This is a genomic window from Sinosporangium siamense, from assembly GCF_016863435.1.
In the GTDB taxonomy this organism is placed as follows: domain Bacteria; phylum Actinomycetota; class Actinomycetes; order Streptosporangiales; family Streptosporangiaceae; genus Sinosporangium; species Sinosporangium siamense.
The window spans coordinates 122,408-140,757 of record NZ_BOOW01000006.1; the positions used below are offsets into that span (position 1 = coordinate 122,408).

Here is an 18,350-nt window from a genome sequence, read left to right on the forward strand (position 1 = left end):
TCGCCGTACCGGCGCCCCAAAGAAGATCCAAAGAGGACAAGGGCGACAGGTCACAACAAGGCGCGAATGTGCCAGGTGTGGATCTTATCGGGCGGTGGTGTGGGTCACCTGGGGCGTAGCCTGAGAGCGTGTTGGGACGGACTTTTGGGGCGAGTGGTGGCACCTCGCCTGCTGAGCTGGCTGGGTCGCTGGACCGCGAGGCATATCTGGCCGACGAGGGGCTGGTGACCGCCGTCTACCTGGCCCTGCGCATGGGAAGACCGCTGTTCCTGGAGGGCGAGGCCGGGGTCGGCAAGACCGAGCTCGCGAAGGTCCTGGGCGCCGTGCTGGAGGCGCCGCTGATCCGGTTGCAGTGCTATGAGGGCCTGGACGCCGCCCAGACCCTCTTCGACTGGGACTTCGCCCGGCAGCTCCTCCACCTCAAGGCCGCCGAGGCGGCGGGGGTGAGGGACGCCGCCCGCCTGGAGCACGAGGTCTACGATCGCCGTTTCCTGCTGGCCCGGCCCCTGCTGCGGGCGATCGAGACGCAGCCGAGCGTGTTGCTGATCGACGAGATCGACCGGGCCGACGCGGAGTTCGAGGCGATCCTGCTTGAGGTGCTGAGCGACTTCGCGATCTCTGTGCCCGAGCTCGGCACCATCCGGGCCGAGACTCCGCCCGTGGTGGTGCTGACGTCGAACCGCACCCGGGACGTGCACGACGCGCTGCGGCGGCGGTGCATCTACCACTGGCTGGAGTTCCCCGGTTTCGAGCGCGAGGTGGCCATCCTGACCCGGCGCCTGCCGTCGATCACACGGCCTCTCGCGGAGCAGGTCGCGGCGGCCGCGGGTCGGCTGCGGGGCGCGGACCTGGTGAAGCCGCCGGGCATCGCGGAGACGATCGACTGGGCTCAGGCGCTGATCACCCTCGGCGCCAGGGAGCTGGATCACGACCTGGCGGCGCTGACCTTGGGCACGGTGCTCAAGCACCGGGAGGACCAGGAGGCGGTGCTGGCGGGCGGCCTGATCAAGAGCTTGCAAAGTTAGCGGGGTGCGGGAAAGTGGCGGACGACCTGGTGATCGCTTTGACGGGGTTCGCGCGGACCTTGCGTGCGGCGGGGGTGGGGGCCGACCACGAGCGGACGCAGAACATGTTCCGGGCCTTGGCGCACCTCGATGTGACGGGGCCCGCCGACGTCTACTGGGCGGGGCGGCTGACCTTGTGCGCGTCCAAGGACGACCTCGCCCGCTACGACAGGTGTTTCGACGCCTACTTCGGCGGGCGCACCGCCTCGGCGCGGCCCGGCACTCCGGTGGTGACGGTCACGCGCACGACGCTGACACTCGACCGCGACGGCGCGGGGGAGGGGCGGGAGGCGGAGGCGGTGCCGGGGACGGCCAGTGAGCTTGAGGTGTTGCGGCACCGGGATGTGGCGCGGCTCGGCGAGGCGGAGCGGCGCGAGGTGCACCGCATGATGAGTCTGCTGAACGCCGGGCGGGCGCAGCGGAGGTCGCGGCGGTTCGTGGCGGCGCGTCGAGGCGCCCTGGACACGAGGCGCACGATTCGCGAGACGCTGCGCCGGGGCGGGGAGTCGGCCCGGCTGCTCAATCGCACTCGCCGCCTCAAGCCCCGCAGAGTGGTGCTCCTGGTGGACGTGAGCGGTTCCATGAACGCCTACGCCGACACGCTACTGCGCTTCTCCCACGCCTTGATGCGCTCGGAGCCGCGGGTCACCGAGGTCTTCTCGGTGGGAACCCGGCTGACGCGACTCACCGGTGATCTCCTGCATCGCGATCCGGACACCGCGATGGCCAAGGTATCGGCGGCCATCCCCGACTGGAACGGGGGCACCCGCCTGGGTGAGGAGCTCAAGGAGTTTCTGCGGCTTTCATGGGCTCGCGGGGCTATTGTGGTGATCGCCTCGGATGGTTGGGAGCGTGGTGATCCGGCCCTGCTCGAACGCCAGATGGCCAGGCTGTCCCTGCTCGCCCACCGTGTGGTGTGGGTCAACCCGCACAAGGGCACGGAGGGATATCAACCGCTCACCGGGGGCATGCGTGCGGCTCTGCCGTACATCGATGACTTCGTGGCCGGACACAGCCTGGCCGCGTTCACCGAGCTCGCGGAAAGGCTCGCTCATGCGTGACGTGCTCTCGCAGATCATTCGGTGGTGGAGGGCGGGCGAGCAGTTCGGACTGGCCACCGTGGTGGACACGTTCCGCAGCGCGCCTCGGCCGCCCGGCGCGTCGATGGCGGTGCTCGGCGCCGAGGTGGTGGGCAGCGTCTCGGGCGGCTGCGTCGAGGGCGCGGTGTTCGAGCTGGCCTCGCAGTCCGCCGCGCCGGTGCTGCAAAGATACGGCGTGAGCGACGACGACGCCTTCGCCGTGGGGCTGACCTGCGGCGGCATCCTGGACGTGCTGGTGGAGCCGGTGTCCCGCGAGACCTTCCCCGAGCTGGGGGAGATCGCGGCGTCGATCGAGGCCCACGAGCCGGTGGCGACGGCGACGATCATCTCGGGACCGGGGACGCTGGGAGCACGCAGAGTGCTCTGGCGGGAGCGGGTCTCGGGATCGCTTGGGCCGGCCCGGCTGAACGAGGCGGTCGACGACGACGTGCGCGGCATGCTCGCCCAGGGCCTGACCGGGGTGCGGCGCTACGGCGCCGACGGGGAGCGGCGGCTGGACGATCTGGCGGTGTTCGTGCACTCGTTCGCACCGCCGCCGCGCATGCTGGTGTTCGGGGCGATCGACTTCGCCGCGGCGGTGGCGCGGATCGGCAAGTTCCTCGGCTATCACGTGGTCGTGTGCGACGCGCGCCCGGTGTTCACGACCGCGAAACGTTTCCCCGAGGCGGACGAGGTCGTGGTGAAGTGGCCGCACGACTATCTGAGCAGCGTCGCGCCCACGGTCGACGAGCGGACGGTGATCTGCGTGCTGACCCACGACCCGAAGTTCGACGTGCCGCTGCTGGAGGTGGCGCTGCGCACCCGGGCGGGCTATGTGGGGGCGATGGGTTCGCGCCGCACCCACGAGGACCGGCTGGCGCGCCTCCGCGAGGCCGGCCTGACCGGCGAGGAGCTGTCCCGGCTGCGCTCCCCGGTGGGACTCGATCTCGGGGCACGCACCCCCGAGGAGACCGCGGTGTCGATCGCGGCGGAGCTGATCCAGCTCAGGTGGGGCGGCTCGGGCCGCCCGCTCACCGACACAACAGGCCGCATCCACGGGGAAGGCTGACCGGCATGAGCCCTCATCGCGACTCACGTCCGCTCGATCTCGCCCACCACGACGACGGCCCGCCCGTCGCGGGGCTGCTGCTCGCGGCCGGCCAGGGGGCCAGGCTGGGCACTCCCAAGGCTGTCGTGGAGGTGGAGGGGGAACGCCTGGTCGACCGTGGGGTGCGGCTGCTGGAGGAAGGCGGCTGCCACCCGGTCGTCGTCGTGCTGGGCGCGGCCGTGGTGCCGGTGCGCAAGGCGGTGGTGGCCCGCAACTCCGAATGGCGCTCAGGCATGGGCTCCTCGCTGCGGGTCGGCCTGTCCGCGGTGCCGCCGGAGGCGGTCGCGGTGGTGGTGGCCCTGGTGGATCAGCCCGACATCCAGGCTCTCGCCGTACGCCGCCTGGTGGAGGCGTGCCGCGCCGGGGCGCGGATCGCGGTGGCGACGTACGGCGGAGCCAGGCGCAACCCCGTGCTCATCGCACGCGAGCACTTCGACGAGGTGACGTCCATGGCGGTGGGCGACGTGGGCGCCAGGCCGTTCCTTGAGGCGCACCCGGAGCTCGTGACCGAGGTGGCGTGCGACGACGCGGGCGACCCCGCCGACCTGGACACGCCGGAGGACCTGGAGCGGCGGCTGCACTCCTGACGCGGGGTACGGCGCAGCCGCCGTCGACTGTCTCTATGCGCGCGGCCTGTCACATGCGCAGCCACGCCACCGCGGCGAGGTGGTCGCTGCCGGGGGCGGTCTCGACGCCGGCCCTGGTGGCCTTGAGCCCCCGATAGAGGATGTGGTCGGGCCTTGTCACCGGGAACACCGACGGCCACGTGAAGCCGAATCCGGTGCCGGCCTGGGTCTGGGCGTCGGTGAGCGGCGGCGCGAGGCCGCGGAGCTTGCGGTCGGTCGTGGCGGTGTTGAGGTCGCCGAGGAGGAGCAGCCTGTCGCTGTCGTCGCGGTCGACCACGCGGCGGGCCTCTGCCAGCGTGCGGTCGCGGACGGCCGTCTCGCCGGGGCGGGCCGAGGCCAGATGCACGACGTAGACGGTGACGTCGCCCTTGGGGGTGCGCACGACGGCGCGGAGCGCACGGGGCCAGCCGAGGCCGAGGTCGAGGCGGCGGGTCTCGGTGATGGGGTAGCGGCTCCAGAGGCCGACGGTGCCGGCGGTGAAGTGGTGCGGGAAACGCTCGTCGAGCACCTTGTCGAGCCCGCCGCCGCGCAGCTCTTGCAGGGCGAGCAGGTCGCGGCCCTTGGCGACGGCACGCACGGCCTTGGCCTGGTCGGGAGTGGCGGCGCCGATGTTGAGCGTGGCGACCGACAGGTCGCTCGGCCCGCCGGGGCCGCTGCGCAGGAGGTCGGGGCCGAACATGAGGCCCCACACGAGGCCGGGGACCACGGCGGTGGCGAGCGCGGGGCCGGAGCGGGCGACGACGGCTCCGGCGAGGAGGAAGGGCACCGCGACGCCGAGCCAGGGCAGCAGGCTCTCCAGGACGGGGGTGACCCCGCCGAGCTCGGGGAGCATCCGGTGGCCGCCCATGACAAGGGCGGTGAGCGCCGCCGTCGCTATGACTCCCTGTCTCAGCACCCTGAGTAGGTTAGGCCGCACACGGGCCGTAGGCCAACGACAGCACGCCGTAAGTAGGAATTGTCTGGGTTTATGACGTGCGCGGACGGCGCACCGAGTAATTTTCCTCGTTCGGCGTGATCTTCAGCTTGGACGGGGTGGTGGGGAAGGACGCGCCGCTAGGCGATCCGCTAGCCTCTAACCGGACCGAACAACATTCGGTTTGATCGTGGGTGGTGTGGGCGTGACACCACGGAAGGGACGGGAGGCAGCATGCGCATCGGTATGGCCTTGAACTACGCGGGTGGCTTCAAGGAGACGGTCGAGGAGCTGGCCGATTACGAGCGTGCCGGGCTGGACATCGTCTTCGTCGCGGAGGCGTACAGCTTCGACGCGGTCAGCCAGATGGGCTACATCGCCGCGAAGACCGAGCGGCTGGAGATCGCCTCCGGCATCCTGCCCATCTACTCACGCACCCCCACGCTGCTCGCGATGACCGCGGCGGGCATGGATTATGTGTCGGGCGGACGCTTCACCCTCGGCCTCGGAGCCTCGGGCCCCCAGGTCATCGAGGGTTTCCACGGCGTGCCGTACACCGCGCCCCTCGGCCGCACCCGCGAGGTGGTCGAGATCTGCCGGGCGGTCTGGCGCAGGGAGCGCCTCACCTACGAGGGCAGGCACTACACGCTGCCGCTGCCCGAGGACCGCGGCACGGGGCTGGGCAAGCCGCTCAAGCTGATCAACCGCCCGGTGCGCGAGCGCATCCCGATCGTGATCGCCGCGATCGGCCCCAAGAACGTCGAGCTCTCCGCCGAGGTGGCCGAGGGCTGGCAGCCGATTTTCTTCCTGCCGGAGAAGATGCAGGAGGTGTGGGGCCCCTCCCTCGCCGCGGGCAAGGCCAAGCGCGACCCCGCGCTCGGCGAGCTGGACGTGATCGCCCACGCGAACCTCGCGATCGGGGACGACGCGGCCGGGCTGCTTGAGTTCGGCCGGGATGTGGCGGCGCTCTACATCGGCGGCATGGGGGCCAAGGACCGTAATTTCTACAACGACCTCGTGTGCCGCTTCGGCTACGAGGCGGAGGCCGAGCTCGTCCAGGACCTCTACCTGTCGGGGCGGAAGGCGGAGGCGGCGGCCGCGGTGCCGATCAAGCTGCTGGAGTCGATGTCGCTCATCGGCCCCGAGGGGTTCGTCCGCGACCGGATCGCCGCGATGCGCGAGGCAGGGGTGACGACGCTCAACGTGACGCCCCTCGCGGGCAGCCACGCCGAGCGGCTCAAGCTGGTGGAGAAGGTCAGAGAGATGACCTTGTGACGGCGGCCTCCTGACGTCCCCAGGACGTTTCCGGGACGTCCTCGGCACGTTCTCGACACCTCATCGGCACGTTCTCGACACCTCCTCGGGACGTCTTCGGCGCGTCCTCGGGACGTCGGAGGGCCTCGCACCCGCCCATAGGTGCGAGGCCCCGAGGCGAGGGCCGGCGGCCCAGGAGAGTCACCCGCCGGCCCGTCTTCACCGTTGTACGTCCGGGGCCTTCGCCGGGTTCAGCCGCGGGCGCTGAGGGACAAGGCGTAGAGCGCGATGGCGGCGAAGTCGTCGGCCGGCTCGGACGCCTGCCACGAGCGCACGTCGTCCACGAACCGCGAATTGCGGCCGGTGAACTGCTCGAACCTGTCGACCCCGTCGGCCGGGCAGCGGTTCATCTCCTCGAAGTGGCCGCCGAGACCGCTGTCGAAGAGCCCCTTGCTGTTCGGGCCGTTGACCACGGCGCCGACGGCGGGCAGTTTCGTGAGGTTGGCGATCTGGTGGTGCGGGCAGGCGATGGCCCCCTCACCCGCGCCGACCATGAACGACGTGCCCCAGGCGTTGGCCCCGAACGCCCAGTTGCGCTGGCGGGTGCCGAAGGCGTCGTATGAGCGGTCGCCGCTGACGGTCCGGTAGAGGTTCGAGGTGGCCACCAGGCCGAAGGTGCGCGGCACCGAGTCGAACTGGTCATATTGCGCACCCGCCCGGAACGGGTCGGCCTTGGCGCGGGCCGAGCCGATCTCAAGCTGGTTCTTCATGTCGCCGAGCAGGTCGGCCTGGGTGACCGCGAGACCCTTGGCGCGGTAGACGCGCATCGCGCGGACGAGATCGGCGTGGGCGAGGGCGCTCACGTCGTAGAGGTTGAGGGTGTCGCCGCGGTCGTTCGCGATGTACTGCCCGGCCCAGTGGGCCGCCTGGCGCAGCCAGTCCTTGCCTCGCGGGTCGTGCAGCCGCGCCGCGGCCAGGGCGAGCTCCGTGCCGCCGAGTTCCATGTCGTCGCGCCACAGGCTCTCGGGGTAGAAGGCGTGCGGGAGCGAGGTGACGAGTTCGCCGACGTTCTCGGTCTTGGCCATGCCGTAGATCTGCGCGGCCTTGTCGAGCAGCGCCTTGGCCTTGCGGCGGTCCGGCTCGACCTGGGCCGCCAGGGCGAAGGCGGCAGCCGTACGGCCCGCCAGGTTGGGGCTGATCGGCCGGCCGGGCGCGGCGGCCCGGAAGACCGGGCGGTTGCGGATGAACTTGCGGTCGGCGCCCTGATCGTTGTCGTCGGCCTCCGGCATGCGCCAGATGTCGTGGTCGCCGACGAAGGTGCCCTCCTTGTTGCCCGCGCCGATGCCGACCTGGATGTAGAGGGTCTTGGACTGCTCGTCCCACATCTTGTCGAGCCACTTGAGACCGTGCGCGGCCTCGGCGCGCAGGCGCGGGTCGGCCAGGGCGCCGGCGTCGCGCTGGGTGGCCCACATGAGGGTGTCCACGTAGGACAGGATGTGGGTGAACTTGAGGTAGTCACCCGCGTCATACCACCCGCCCTCGACGTCCACCGGGCCGCCGACCTTGGTGAGCTCGCCCTGGATCTGGTCGGTGCCGGGGCCGGTGAAGGCCGGCCAGTCGTAGACGTCCGCCGCCCGGTCGTTGAGGTGGCTGGGCTTGCGCTGCAGCGGCCCCGCCAGCACGTCCGCGCCGTCGCGCTGGCCGCCGAAGAAGGTCACCGCCTTGGCGGCGGTATCGGCGAACTGGGTACGGTGACCAATCCGGAAATTGGGTGAGACAGATGTGCCGCTCTTGATGCGATAGGTGCCGGCGCGGTGGAGTTTGGATAGGTCAAGCTCATAGACGTGGCCGAACGCGGTGTTCCAAGCGCCGAGGTCCGCACCCGCACGACCGCGGAACACCTCTTTGCCCCGGTGGTCGACCACCGTGAAGCGGGCCCCCGGCGACGGGGCGGAGGTCATGAGGTAGGCGTGCTTGGACTCCGACGTCGTGTAACCGATTTGGTCGACTCTGATCAATCCGGTGGGGTTCGATTCGGCCATGGCGGGGCTCCCAACGGCCAGCAGGCCGAACACGAGGGCACCGGCCGCGAGCTTGCGTGAACTCATCGGGTCTCCTGAGCGGGAGGGGTGCAAAAGTTAGGAAACCTTCCTAACCTTCTCCGGCACGGTAATGGCGGGGTGGGGGTGTGGTCAATGAATGTTTCCCACCTGTTGCCGCGAACGGGCCCCCTCCGCGCCGGACGGCACACACCCGCCCATATGCCCGCCCGGGCCAGGCCCGCCCGGCACCGGCCGCGGCGAACGCCCCGCGATAAGCCCTGTGATAAGCGGGGCGCCGGTCCCCTCGCCTGCCGGTAGACTTGGGCGTCGAGTTGTGCATACGGCTGTACGCAGGAGAAGAGACGAGTGGCGACGACCAACGACCTAAAGAACGGCATTGTGCTCAAGCTCGACGGCGGTGAGCTCTGGACCGTCGTGGAGTTCCAGCACGTCAAGCCCGGTAAGGGTGGCGCCTTCGTCCGCACGAAGCTCAAGCATGTGCTTTCGGGCAAGGTTGTCGACAAGACCTTTAACGCGGGCGTCAAAGTCGACGTGGCCAACGTCGACAAGCGGGAAATGCAGTTCTCCTACCTCGACGGCGACGAGTTCGTCTTCATGGACACCGAGACCTACGACATGGTCAACGTGCCCCGGGCGACCGTCGGCTCCTCCGCCGACTACATGCTGGAGAACACCCTGGCGACCGTCGCCTTCCACGGTGGCGAGGCGCTCTACGTCGACCTTCCGGCCGCCGTCGAGCTGACCGTGTCTCACACCGAGCCCGGTCTGCAGGGCGACCGCTCCACCGGCGGCACCAAGCCCGCCACGCTGGAGACCGGAGCCGAGGTCAAGGTGCCTCTGTTCATCACCACAGGCGAGAAGATCAAGGTCGACACGCGCAGCGGCGAATACCTCGGCCGCGCCTGATGTCGGCACGGGGGAAGGCGCGCCGCCGCGCGCTCGACATCCTCTTCGAGGCCGAGCTCCGCAGTGAGAACCCGCGGACGGTCCTGGCCGAGCGGGTCGCCCGCGCGGACCCGCCGGTCAACGAATACACCACCACTCTGGTCGAAGGTGTGGTCAGACACGCCGAGCGCATCGACGACCTGATCGAGACCTACTCCGAGGGGTGGACCCTTGACCGCATGCCCGCGGTCGACCGCAACGTGCTGCGGGGAGGCACCTACGAGCTGCTGTGGATGCCCGACGTTCCCGGCGGGGTCGTGATCAGCGAATGGGTCCACCTGGCCTCCGAGTTGTCCACCGACGACTCCCCGCAGTTCGTCAACGGGCTTCTCGCGAGATTCAACCAGCTCAAGCCCACCCTCGCTCTCTAGCGCGCCCTTTTGGCCTTAGGCTCGGGGGCGTACGGAGATCGAACCTCTTTCGCCCGCCCCGCCGGTGATCGCCTGACCCGGCCCGGGGCATGCCACGGGTGGAAAGGGTCACGAGGGGGAGGGCCAAGCGCATGGAGAGCATCAAGCAGACGGGCGCCGCCGCGGCTCGCACCGCGGTGGTGTGGGACGCGCTGAGGGCGGTGCTCGACGAGCGGGTGGCCGCACAGGGGCGTGAGCGCCTCGACATCGTCGACGCGGGCGGCGGCACCGGCGGCTTCGCCGTACCCCTCGCCGGGCTCGGCCACGCCGTCACGGTGGTCGACCCCAGCCCCGACTCGCTGGCGGCCCTGGAGCGCCGGGCCGCCGACGCCGGCGTGGGCGTGCGCTCCCTCCAGGGCGACGCCGCCGATCTCGGCGACCTGCTGCCCGGCGACAGCGCGGACCTGGTGATCTGCCACAGCGTTCTCGAATACGTCGACGACCCGCGGCGGGCACTGACCGCCATGGCGGGGCTGCTGCGCGCCGGCGGAGTGATCAGCGTGCTGGCGGCCAACCCGGTCGCCACGGCCATCCACCGCGCCGCCTCGGGCCGCTTCGACGAGGCCCTGCACGTGCTGGGCGACCCCGAGGGCCGCTGGGGAGACCGTGACCCCACCCCGCGCCGCTTCACCGCCGAGGGTCTCGCCCAGCTCCTCTCCACCTCCGGCTTCACCCCCGGCGAGGCCCACGGCGTCCGCGTCTTCGCCGACCTCGTCCCAAGCCGCCTCCTCGACGGCGAACCCGGCGCCGCCACCGCCCTCGCCGCCCTGGAACAGGCCGCCGCCTCCCACCCGGTCCTCCGCGACATCGCCACCCAACTCCACCTCCTCGGCCACCGCAAATAACCCACCAGGCCCCTGATCACCCTGCTGAGGCCGGTCGCCGGTGTGCCCGCTGTGGCGTGCTCGCCTTAGCGGGCCCACCGCCGCGTCGCGACCCTGATCGCCGGCGCGTTAACGGAGCATGGGCGGCGGCTCACCGTGGACACCACCCACCTCGGAGTGATCCCGCCCGCCGCCGACCCGGCGCCTGCGGCGGCGCTGCCCGTCGCCGGTCTCCGCGCCCTGCGCACGCCCCGCGCGGGAGGGCCGATCCGGACAAGACGGGTCCTCGTCAACGGCACGTCCGGCGGTGCCGACCGTATGGCCGCGCAAGTCGCGGTTCTCGGCGGTGTCCGTGCGATCGCTTTTGTGGGGTCGGGTGGCCGTGCCGAGGGGCCGGTCGCGCTGGACGCCCCTCAGGTGGTCATCGGTGTCGGCGGTGTCCGTGCGATCGCCTCTGTGAGATCTGCCCACTGGCGGCGCCCGCGCGGCGCTGATCGCTGGCGTGTGGGCGGAGCGGCTCGTCGTGGACACCGCCTACCTTGGGTGATCCCGCCCGCTGCTGATCCGGCGCCTGAGGCGGCGCTGCCTGTCCCCGGTCTCCGCGCGCCGCGCGTGCTCCGCGCGAGCGGGCCGATCCGGGCAATTGGGTCTTGGTCAACGGTGCGTCCGGTGGCGTGGCCGTATGGCCGTGCAGCTCGCGGTCCTCGGCGGTGTCCATGTGATCGCCTTTGTGAGGTTCGCCGGCCGTGCCGAGGGGCCGGTCCGGTTGGGCGCCCTTTCAGGTGGCGCGGGCTCTTCTTGTCGCGGTTGGTTACCGTCCGTTGACGGTGGCGGGGCCAGGCCGGGGCGAAGGGGGTGCTTTGCCGTACGGGGCTGGGCCGTGCGAGGTTAAACCGGTCGAGCCATGCGGTGTGGGTGGGGGTTGTTGGGGGGCTAGGTGGTCGAACGGGCGTTCGGATAGGCTGGAGGGGTGTCGCGTAAGCAGGTGATTCGGGGCGGCGGTGCCGGGCGGGGCCGGGGGCAGGGGGACGATCAGGGGTGTTCGATCCTCCATGTTGACATGGACGCCTTTTTCGCCAGTGTCGAGTTGCTTGAGCGGCCGGAGTTGCGGGGGCGGCCGGTGATCGTGGGGGCGACGGGGGCCCGGGGGGTTGTGCTGAGCGCGACCTATGAGGCGAGGCGGTTCGGGGTGCACTCGGCGATGCCGATGTCGAGGGCTCGCCGGTTGTGTCCGGCGGCGGTGGTCATCCCGCCTAGTCATGGGAAATATTCGCAGGTGTCCCGTGGCGTGATGGAGCTGTTCCGGTCGTTCACGCCGCTGGTGGAGCCGGTGGCTTCCGATGAGGCGTTTCTCGACGTGTCGGGGGCGGGGCGGTTGATCGGGTCGCCCGCGGTGGTGGCGGAGGCGATCAGGCGGCGGGTGCATGAGGAGTTCGGCGTGACCTGCTCGGTGGGGGTGGCGACCAGCAAGTTCGTGGCGAAGCTGGCCTCGCGTCAATGCAAGCCGGACGGCATGCTCGTGGTCCCGGCGGACAGGGTGGTGGAGTTCCTCCATCCGCTCCCCGTGGCGATGCTGTGGGGCGTTGGGGAGCGCACGGAGAGCGCTCTGACGAGGCTGGGCATCCGCACGGTCGGCGATCTCGCCAGGGTGCCGCCGGCGACGCTCAAGCGGGAGCTCGGGCAGGCGGCGGGGGCGCATCTGGCGGCTCTGGCCTGGGGGCGGGACGAGCGCCCGGTGACGCCGCACGTGCCGGACAAGAGCATCGGGGCGGAGGAGACTTTCCCCGCCGATGTGCACGATCCCGACGTGATCAGGCGCGAGCTGCTGCGTTTGAGTGAGAGGGTGGCCGCGCGCCTGCGTGATGGCGGGCATGTGGGCCGCACGGTCAGTGTGAAGCTCCGCAAGTCCGATTTCACCACCCTCACCCGCGCCAGAACGCTGCGTGAGCCCACCGATGTGGCTCAGGAGATCTACGCCATGGCCTGTGAGCTCTTCGCCGCCGCTGGTCTTGAGCGGGTGAGGCTGCGCCTGGTGGGGGTCCGGGTCGAGGGTTTGCGCCCGGCGGAGGGGGCGGCCCGCCAGCTCAGTCTGGGGGAGCGTGAGCGGGGGTGGCGCGAGGCCGAACGCGCCATGGATGAGGCGGTGCGACGTTTTGGGACGGGAGCTGTGGTCCCCGCGTCGCTGGTTCGCCCGAGATTTGATGAAATGGAGTCATGACGTCGAGTCCCGGGAGGTAGGTGTGTCGACATCGGAGAGGCCCGGTCGCGGCGCCGCCCGTCCAGCCGCCCGCCGCAGGAGTGGCCTTCCACGTAGGGTTCCCCAGGGTGAGGTGGCCAAGGTGCGGGGAATCGAAGGGTTAGATGTGGAGTTAGCCTTCCCACGGCTAAGCATCGACCATGGCATGTCACGTGTTCCGTCATTATTTGATGGAATGGATCTATGACATCGCCTCCGGTTTGGTCTACGTTGGACGTTTTCTTTCGCCCACGTCTACAGCCTCGTATTCTGGGGATAACCGACCGCGAGGTTCGGACACCCCGTGTCGTCCGTTGCCGTTCGCCCCGTCCTGGGGCCGTCCTTGGGAGGCGCCGTGCCGCTCTCTGAGCACGAGCAGCGCTTGCTCGACCAGATCGAGCAGGCCCTCTACGCCGAGGACCCGAAGTGGGCCAATGCCGTGCGGATCAGTGATCCACGCAACCACTACAAGCGCCGCCTGGTGAAGGCCTCCATCGGCTTCCTGCTTGGTGTCGTGTTGTTGATGGTCGGTGTCGTTTCGCAGGTCATTGCACTCGGTGTGGGTGGCTTCGTGGTCATGCTCGCCGCGTGCCTATGGGGCCTGTCGAGTTGGAAGCGCATGAACGGGTTCGGCGGTGGAGAGGCTCCCCCCGCGCCCGGTGCGCCCGGTCGGCGTGATGCGGGCAGGGCCCGCGGGCGTCGTCCCGGGTTCATGGAGCGCATGGAGGAGCGCTGGCGGCGTCGTCACGACGACCGCTGATCCGCACCTGACGGACGTCGGGCCGCGATTCGCGGGCCGCGCCCCACCCGCCGGGGGAGGCTTCCCGGCCGGGCTGAGGCGCGCCGGCTCGGGTTCGCGGCCAGGATTCAGGCCCTCGGGGCCTGAATCCCGCCTCCTCCACCTCTCTGGTTTCGTGCTGCCGGTCGCCCGCCCAGGCGCCGGTCTTCGCTACTTGCGTGCCAGTCTCCGCGTAAGCGACCGCGCCCCGACACTCTCCAGCCAGTCGAAGCCGTCCAAAACCCGCCCGCTCATGACCCGGAACCGTGCGAAGGTCGACGGCGGCAGCAGCGTCGCGCGCATCCGCCGCCCGCGTGTCACGGACGCGGCCAGCGCCTTGCGCACGGTCTCCACGTCCTCGGCGCTCACGGTGACGGTGCCCGGATCCCTGGCGTACATCAGCCTCTCGGTCGCGGAGGCGACCCTGGCCACCGCACCCGCGGCCTCCTGCCCGAACTCGAACTTCTCGGTCAGCCGCCTGGCCATCGCCCGGGAGCTTTCACTCGGCCCCCGCGACATGCCGTAGTCATAGAGCATGTCGTCCAGCTCGGCCCACAGGCGCACCACCGCCCGGCTGCCCACCGCCCGCAGCCTGCGGGTGCGCGTCAGGACGCGGATCAACGCGGGGATGAGCAGAATCAGCAGCAGCACTCCGGTCCCGGCGGCGATCCAGGCGAGGACCGGTGTCTCCTCCTCCACCGTCACGGGGGCCGCCGCGCCCTCGCGGTCCAGCGGGCCCTGGTTGCGCTGGGTCGTGCCCGCCGCGGTCTCCTCCTCCTCGGGCGTGGAGGCCGGGGTGTCGGTCTCGGTCTCGGTGCCGGAGTCGGCGGCGCTCGGCGGAGTGAAACGCGTGTACTCGGGGACCTGCCCGGTGCCCTGGCCCGCCGCGCCGGTCGGGGTGGGCTCGAAGGCCAGCCAGCCCGCCCCCTCGAAGTAGAGCTCGGGCCACGCGTGCGTGTCGCGCGTGGTCACCTCCCACGTCGAGTCGCCGATCCTGGTGCCGCCGGTGTAGCCGATCGCCACTCGCGCCGGGATGTCCAGGATGCGGGCCAGCACCGCCATGGAGACGGCGAACTGCTCGCAGTAGCCGGCCCGGCTGTAGAGCAGGAAGTCCTCAAGCGCCGACGCGCTGTGCCCCTCGGTGCGCAACTGATAGGTGAAGCCGCCCCGCTCGGTGAACCACTTCTGCAGCTGCACCGCCTTCTGGAAGGGCGTCTTGCCCGTGCGGGTCTCACGCCTGGCGAGGTCGCGGATCGACTCCGGCAACGAATCGGGCAGCTGAAGGTAGCGGGTCGCGATGTCGACCGGCGCGGGCCCGGCCTCGTCGAGCGTGCGCCCGCTCGGGCGGGGTTCGTTGGAGACGACGTTGTAGCTCAGCCCCGCGGCATATTCGACGTGGGAGAACACCACGAGCGTGGACCGGTCGGCCCGCCAGTCGCCCTCGATCCCGATCTGCGCCGCGGGATAGGGGAGCGGCAGGAACGACAACTTGCCGAGCTCGGGACTCATCTGGACCCGGAGCTGGTTCGACTTGGCCGGCACCGCCCCCGACATGCCGGGAGGCGGCGGCAGCGGGCCCTCGTCGACCCTGTCCTGAGGGCGTCCCGTAGGCGGGGTCATCTCGAACGCCTCGCCGTCGAAGACGTCCAGCGACCAGGTACGCAGATAACGGGGATTCCCGTCGGCGCTCGAATAGGTCATCACCCGGGCCTCCTCCGGCAGCGTGAGCTGTCCGCGCAGGCCCGCGATCGGGTTCGGGATGCTGATGGTGTTGTTGCCCCGCCCGAGCCCGGAGCCCACCCCGAAGCCGAACAGCGGGTTGGGCGCGAGATCGGGCACAACGGTCGGGAGGAGTACGGCGAGAGCCACCGCGGCGAAGCCGATGCGCTTACCCGACAACCGGAGCGGCCCCTGGTGCCGCTGACCCGTCACATCGCCGGGGCCGGGGCGGCGGCGCACCAGCACGGCACGCCCCCACCGGCTCACCCGCTCGCGCCCGTCGGCGACGAGCAGCACCAGATAACCGAAGGCGGCCAGGATGAACGACGGCCACGCGATCGGTTCGACGATGACCGCGGCGGGCACGGTGAACAGCGCGAGCAGCGGCAGCCCCGCCAGCGCGGCCACGCGGGCGCGCACCGCGAACAGGTCGACCAGGACCGCGATGACGCCGACGCCGACTGCGGTCAGCGCGACGATCCCGGGCTGGTCCGGCACCGGGGCGGCGAAACGCTGGATGTCGCCGAAGCCCCGATTCCACAGCTCGGCCAGTGCGGTGACCGAGTCCCAATTGGGGATCACCCACAACCACGCCTCGTCGCGGGCGAAGACCGCTGTCATATAGAGGGTGAGGCCCAGCAGGCTCGCGAGCGGCATGGCCCAGAGCGGGAGGTTGAACCTGTCGGCGAGCACACCGAGCACGGTGACGGTCAGGATCGCGCCCACCACGGTCCACAACCACGTGGTGCTGTCGAACAGCGGGTAGAGCGTGGTCGCGACGGCCAGTGTGGCCACCCCGCTCGCGATCGGCAACCTCATACCACGCCTCCCGTGAACGACATCCGGCCCCGCTGCGCGGCGTCCGGCCACACCGCGGCCAGCGATCCACCGGGCGCCAGCCGTACTATCCGCCAGCCCGCCGCGGTCAGCACGGCGCGGGCGGCCCTGGCCTGCTCAAGCTCGCCCGGGTCGGGGTCGTGCTGATCCCAGCGCGGGATGTCCAGCATGACCGCGACTCCCGTCATGGTGCCGTGCCGCAGCTTCGCCAGAGACTTGGCCTCCGCGGCGTCGACCGCGCCGAGCACCGCGATGACGAGCCCGTCGCCGCCGCCCTGCCGCAGCGTGGAGACGCCGCTGTCGAGGGTGCGCGCGCCGCTCTGCCGTACCACCGCGAGGGTGTCGAGCAGCGACCACCCGCCGCTGTCGGCGAGGTGCACCGCGCCCTGATCGGTGACCAGGCGCAGCCCGAGGCCGCCTTGGGCGAGGTGGGTGCCGATGGACGCCGCGGCGGACACGGCGACCTCGAAGGACGAGCGCGGCCCCTCGCCCCGGTGGCCGAATCTGCGCGTGTCGAGCAGAAGCGCACCCCGGCTCTGGCGCTGCTGCTCCTCGCGCCGCACCATGAGTTCGCCCCGCCTGGCCGTCGAGCGCCAATGCACACGCCGCAGGTCGTCGCCGTGGCGATACTCGCGCGGCGCCACGTCGTCGTCGCCCGCCGAGGCGATGCTCCGGGTACGGCTGTCGCCGCCGCCCGTCCACTCGCCGGACAGGCGCACCTGCGGTAGCGGCACGACGTGCGGGACCACCACGAGAGTGTCGGTGGCGGTGAAGGCCCGGGTCAGCTCGACGAGTCCGAACGGGTCGGCGATGCGCACGGTCAGCGGGCCGACCGCGAAGCGCCCCCGCAAGTCCGATCGCACCCGGTAGTCGACCTCACGCACACCGCGGGCCTCCACCCGGTCGAGCATGAAACGGGGACGGGCGCCGAGCGCGAACGGCACCGTGTCCTCGATCAGCAGGAGTCCGGTCGGAAGCCGCGTGACGTTTTCGAGCCGGAGGGTCACCGTGGCCTCGGCGCCCACCTCGCACCGCGACGGGGTGAGCAGGCGGGCACAGCTCAGCCGGTAGCGGGTGCGGGCGACCACGAGCGCGGCCACCAGCGGCAGCGCCGTGATGAGCACGCCGATCCGGAGCAGGTCGTGCTCCCCGAGAATCAGGGCGCAGAGCAGCGCGGCCAGACCGGAGGCGACGAACGACCGCCCGCGCGCGGTCAGCGCTTTGAGCCCTGCCGTCACCTCGCCTGTGCCTCCGGTACGGGCACCTGTCGCACGATGTCGGCCATGACATGCTCGGGCAGGCGGCGCTGCCCCTGCGCCTCCACGCTGGGGAGTAGCCGGTGGGCGAGCACGGGCACGGCGAGGTCCTGCAGGTCGTCGGGGATGACGTAGTCGCGGCCGAGCATGGCGGCGTGCGCCCGCGCGGTGCGAATCAGGTGCAGCGTCGAGCGCGGCGACGCGCCGAGGCGCAGCTCGGGGGAGCGGCGGGTGGCGGTGACGAGGTCGATGGCGTAGCGCTTGATGGCCTGGGATACGTAGACGGCGCGCACGGCCGCGATGAGTGCGGTGATCTCGGCGGTGGTCGCGACCGGCTGCAACTTGTCGAGCGGGGAGGTGCCCCCGTGCACGTCCAGCATCTCGAGTTCGGCGCTGGGCTCGGGGTAGCCCATGGCGATGCGCGCGGTGAAGCGGTCGCGCTGCGCCTCCGGGAGGGGGTAGGTGCCCTCCATCTCGATCGGGTTCTGGGTGGCGATAACCATGAACGGCGTGTCCAGGGGATAGGTGACGCCGTCGACGGTGACCTGGTGCTCCTCCATGCACTCAAGGAGGGCCGACTGGGTTTTGGGGGAGGCGCGGTTGATCTCGTCGCCGACCACGATGCTCGCGAACACCGGGCCGGGCTTGAACTCGAACTCCATGGTCTGCTGGTTGTAGGCGCTCACGCCGGTGATGTCGCTGGGCAGCAGGTCGGGGGTGAACTGCACACGACGCACCGGGCAGTCGATGGATCGGGCGAGCGCTTTGGCGAGCATGGTCTTGCCCACACCCGGGACGTCCTCGATCAGGAGGTGGCCCTCGGCGAGCATCACGGTCAGCGTGAGCCGGATGACGTCGCCCTTGCCCTCGATGACGGACTCGATCGCTTCCCGGACCCTGTGCGCCGTCGGCACGAGGTCGTCGAGCTGGGGAGGAACGTCATGGGTTATTGCCACCAGACCTCCAGGGGGAGTGCGACGGCGTCCCGCCTGCTTACTACCGGCAGATCGCGGGATGCTTGCGATTCCTTTTCCATTGTGTGTACTGACACTACGGCCCGATGAGTTCTCCGGCGACTTTTAGCCAGATTCGGGGTGAAGCATCCCACTGCTCACTCTGTCTCTCGGTTCCCTCACTTCCGGCATGCTTCCCGAGTGATTCCGGGGTCGATCCCCAGGGCGGGCCCCATCGATCCCCTGGACCTGCTCCGTCTCGACACGCCCACAGTGCGCGCAGGC

At 70.7% G+C, this 18,350-nt stretch carries 15 protein-coding genes; 10 read left to right on the top strand and 5 right to left on the bottom strand.

Going from position 1 to position 18,350, the window contains the following annotated elements:
- The first annotated feature begins 131 nt into the window (after positions 1-131).
- Genes Ssi02_RS02545 through Ssi02_RS02560 form a run of 4 tightly spaced genes read left to right on the top strand, consistent with a single transcriptional unit; the run spans position 132 to position 3,838 of the window.
- Positions 132-1,025: an AAA family ATPase gene (locus Ssi02_RS02545; protein ID WP_204020634.1), complete on the top strand. Its 894-nt coding sequence runs from the start codon at positions 132-134 to the stop codon at positions 1,023-1,025.
- A gap of 14 nt (positions 1,026-1,039) precedes the next feature.
- Entirely contained in the window at positions 1,040-2,125 is a 1,086-nt protein-coding gene (locus Ssi02_RS02550) for a vWA domain-containing protein (protein ID WP_239128545.1), read from the top strand.
- Complete coding sequence (locus Ssi02_RS02555) at positions 2,118-3,212, top strand: XdhC family protein (RefSeq protein WP_204020636.1); 1,095 nt, start codon at positions 2,118-2,120, stop codon at positions 3,210-3,212. The genes Ssi02_RS02550 and Ssi02_RS02555 overlap by 8 nt, the downstream gene beginning before the upstream one ends.
- 5 nt (positions 3,213-3,217) lie before the next feature.
- Positions 3,218-3,838, top strand: a complete 621-nt coding sequence (locus tag Ssi02_RS02560; protein WP_204020638.1) for a nucleotidyltransferase family protein — start codon at positions 3,218-3,220, stop codon at positions 3,836-3,838.
- Between the two features lie 49 nt (positions 3,839-3,887).
- Here the strand turns inward: Ssi02_RS02560 and Ssi02_RS02565 are convergent, their stop codons facing one another.
- The gene (locus Ssi02_RS02565) at positions 3,888-4,772 is read right to left on the bottom strand and encodes an endonuclease/exonuclease/phosphatase family protein (protein ID WP_204020640.1); all 885 of its coding nucleotides are present in this window, start codon (positions 4,770-4,772) and stop codon (positions 3,888-3,890) included.
- Positions 4,773-5,024: 252 nt separating this feature from the next.
- On the opposite strand from Ssi02_RS02565, the gene Ssi02_RS02570 reads away from it, so the two are divergent.
- Complete coding sequence (locus Ssi02_RS02570) at positions 5,025-6,065, top strand: LLM class F420-dependent oxidoreductase (protein WP_204020642.1); 1,041 nt, start codon at positions 5,025-5,027, stop codon at positions 6,063-6,065.
- 230 nt (positions 6,066-6,295) lie between these two features.
- Here Ssi02_RS02570 and Ssi02_RS02575 read toward each other — a convergent pair whose 3' ends face one another.
- The gene (locus Ssi02_RS02575; protein ID WP_204020644.1) at positions 6,296-8,152 is read right to left on the bottom strand and encodes a glycoside hydrolase family 9 protein; all 1,857 of its coding nucleotides are present in this window, start codon (positions 8,150-8,152) and stop codon (positions 6,296-6,298) included.
- A gap of 300 nt (positions 8,153-8,452) precedes the next feature.
- On the opposite strand from Ssi02_RS02575, the gene efp reads away from it, so the two are divergent.
- The 5 genes from efp to Ssi02_RS02600 all read left to right on the top strand — a co-directional run bounded on the left by efp (position 8,453) and on the right by Ssi02_RS02600 (position 13,282).
- The gene (efp, locus tag Ssi02_RS02580) at positions 8,453-9,013 is read left to right on the top strand and encodes an elongation factor P (RefSeq protein ID WP_204020646.1); all 561 of its coding nucleotides are present in this window, start codon (positions 8,453-8,455) and stop codon (positions 9,011-9,013) included.
- A complete protein-coding gene (nusB, locus tag Ssi02_RS02585) occupies positions 9,013-9,423 on the top strand; it encodes a transcription antitermination factor NusB (RefSeq protein ID WP_204020648.1) in 411 nt (136 codons plus the stop codon). The genes efp and nusB overlap by 1 nt, the downstream gene beginning before the upstream one ends.
- 131 nt (positions 9,424-9,554) lie before the next feature.
- A complete protein-coding gene (locus Ssi02_RS02590; RefSeq protein ID WP_204020650.1) occupies positions 9,555-10,307 on the top strand; it encodes a class I SAM-dependent methyltransferase in 753 nt (250 codons plus the stop codon).
- 949 nt (positions 10,308-11,256) lie between these two features.
- The gene (locus Ssi02_RS02595; protein ID WP_204020652.1) at positions 11,257-12,504 is read left to right on the top strand and encodes a DNA polymerase IV; all 1,248 of its coding nucleotides are present in this window, start codon (positions 11,257-11,259) and stop codon (positions 12,502-12,504) included.
- A gap of 373 nt (positions 12,505-12,877) precedes the next feature.
- Entirely contained in the window at positions 12,878-13,282 is a 405-nt protein-coding gene (locus Ssi02_RS02600; protein WP_204020654.1) for an SCO2097 family morphological protein, read from the top strand.
- A gap of 189 nt (positions 13,283-13,471) precedes the next feature.
- Here the strand turns inward: Ssi02_RS02600 and Ssi02_RS02605 are convergent, their stop codons facing one another.
- The 3 genes from Ssi02_RS02605 to Ssi02_RS02615 are packed head-to-tail and all read right to left on the bottom strand — an operon-like array spanning position 13,472 to position 18,068.
- Positions 13,472-15,838, bottom strand: coding sequence for a transglutaminase TgpA family protein (locus Ssi02_RS02605; protein WP_204020655.1), 2,367 nt, complete (start codon positions 15,836-15,838; stop codon positions 13,472-13,474).
- Complete coding sequence (locus Ssi02_RS02610) at positions 15,835-17,094, bottom strand: DUF58 domain-containing protein (protein WP_204020657.1); 1,260 nt, start codon at positions 17,092-17,094, stop codon at positions 15,835-15,837. The genes Ssi02_RS02605 and Ssi02_RS02610 overlap by 4 nt, the downstream gene beginning before the upstream one ends.
- On the bottom strand, positions 17,091-18,068 hold the full coding sequence (locus Ssi02_RS02615; protein ID WP_204020659.1) for an AAA family ATPase: 978 nt from the start codon (positions 18,066-18,068) through the stop codon (positions 17,091-17,093). The genes Ssi02_RS02610 and Ssi02_RS02615 overlap by 4 nt, the downstream gene beginning before the upstream one ends.
- Between the last annotated feature and the right edge of the window lie 282 nt (positions 18,069-18,350).

What these genes read in the sequence shown, in the direction of transcription:
- Ssi02_RS02590 (WP_204020650.1), top strand. Translation starts at nt 9,555, where the DNA reads ATGGAGAGCATCAAGCAGACGGGCGCCGCCGCGGCTCGCACCGCGGTG.
- Ssi02_RS02570 (WP_204020642.1), top strand. Translation starts at nt 5,025, where the DNA reads ATGCGCATCGGTATGGCCTTGAACTACGCGGGTGGCTTCAAGGAGACG.
- Ssi02_RS02560 (WP_204020638.1), top strand. Translation starts at nt 3,218, where the DNA reads ATGAGCCCTCATCGCGACTCACGTCCGCTCGATCTCGCCCACCACGAC.
- nusB (WP_204020648.1), top strand. Translation starts at nt 9,013, where the DNA reads ATGTCGGCACGGGGGAAGGCGCGCCGCCGCGCGCTCGACATCCTCTTC.
- Ssi02_RS02605 (WP_204020655.1), bottom strand. Translation starts at nt 15,838, where the DNA reads ATGAGGTTGCCGATCGCGAGCGGGGTGGCCACACTGGCCGTCGCGACC.
- Ssi02_RS02555 (WP_204020636.1), top strand. Translation starts at nt 2,118, where the DNA reads ATGCGTGACGTGCTCTCGCAGATCATTCGGTGGTGGAGGGCGGGCGAG.
- Ssi02_RS02575 (WP_204020644.1), bottom strand. Translation starts at nt 8,152, where the DNA reads ATGAGTTCACGCAAGCTCGCGGCCGGTGCCCTCGTGTTCGGCCTGCTG.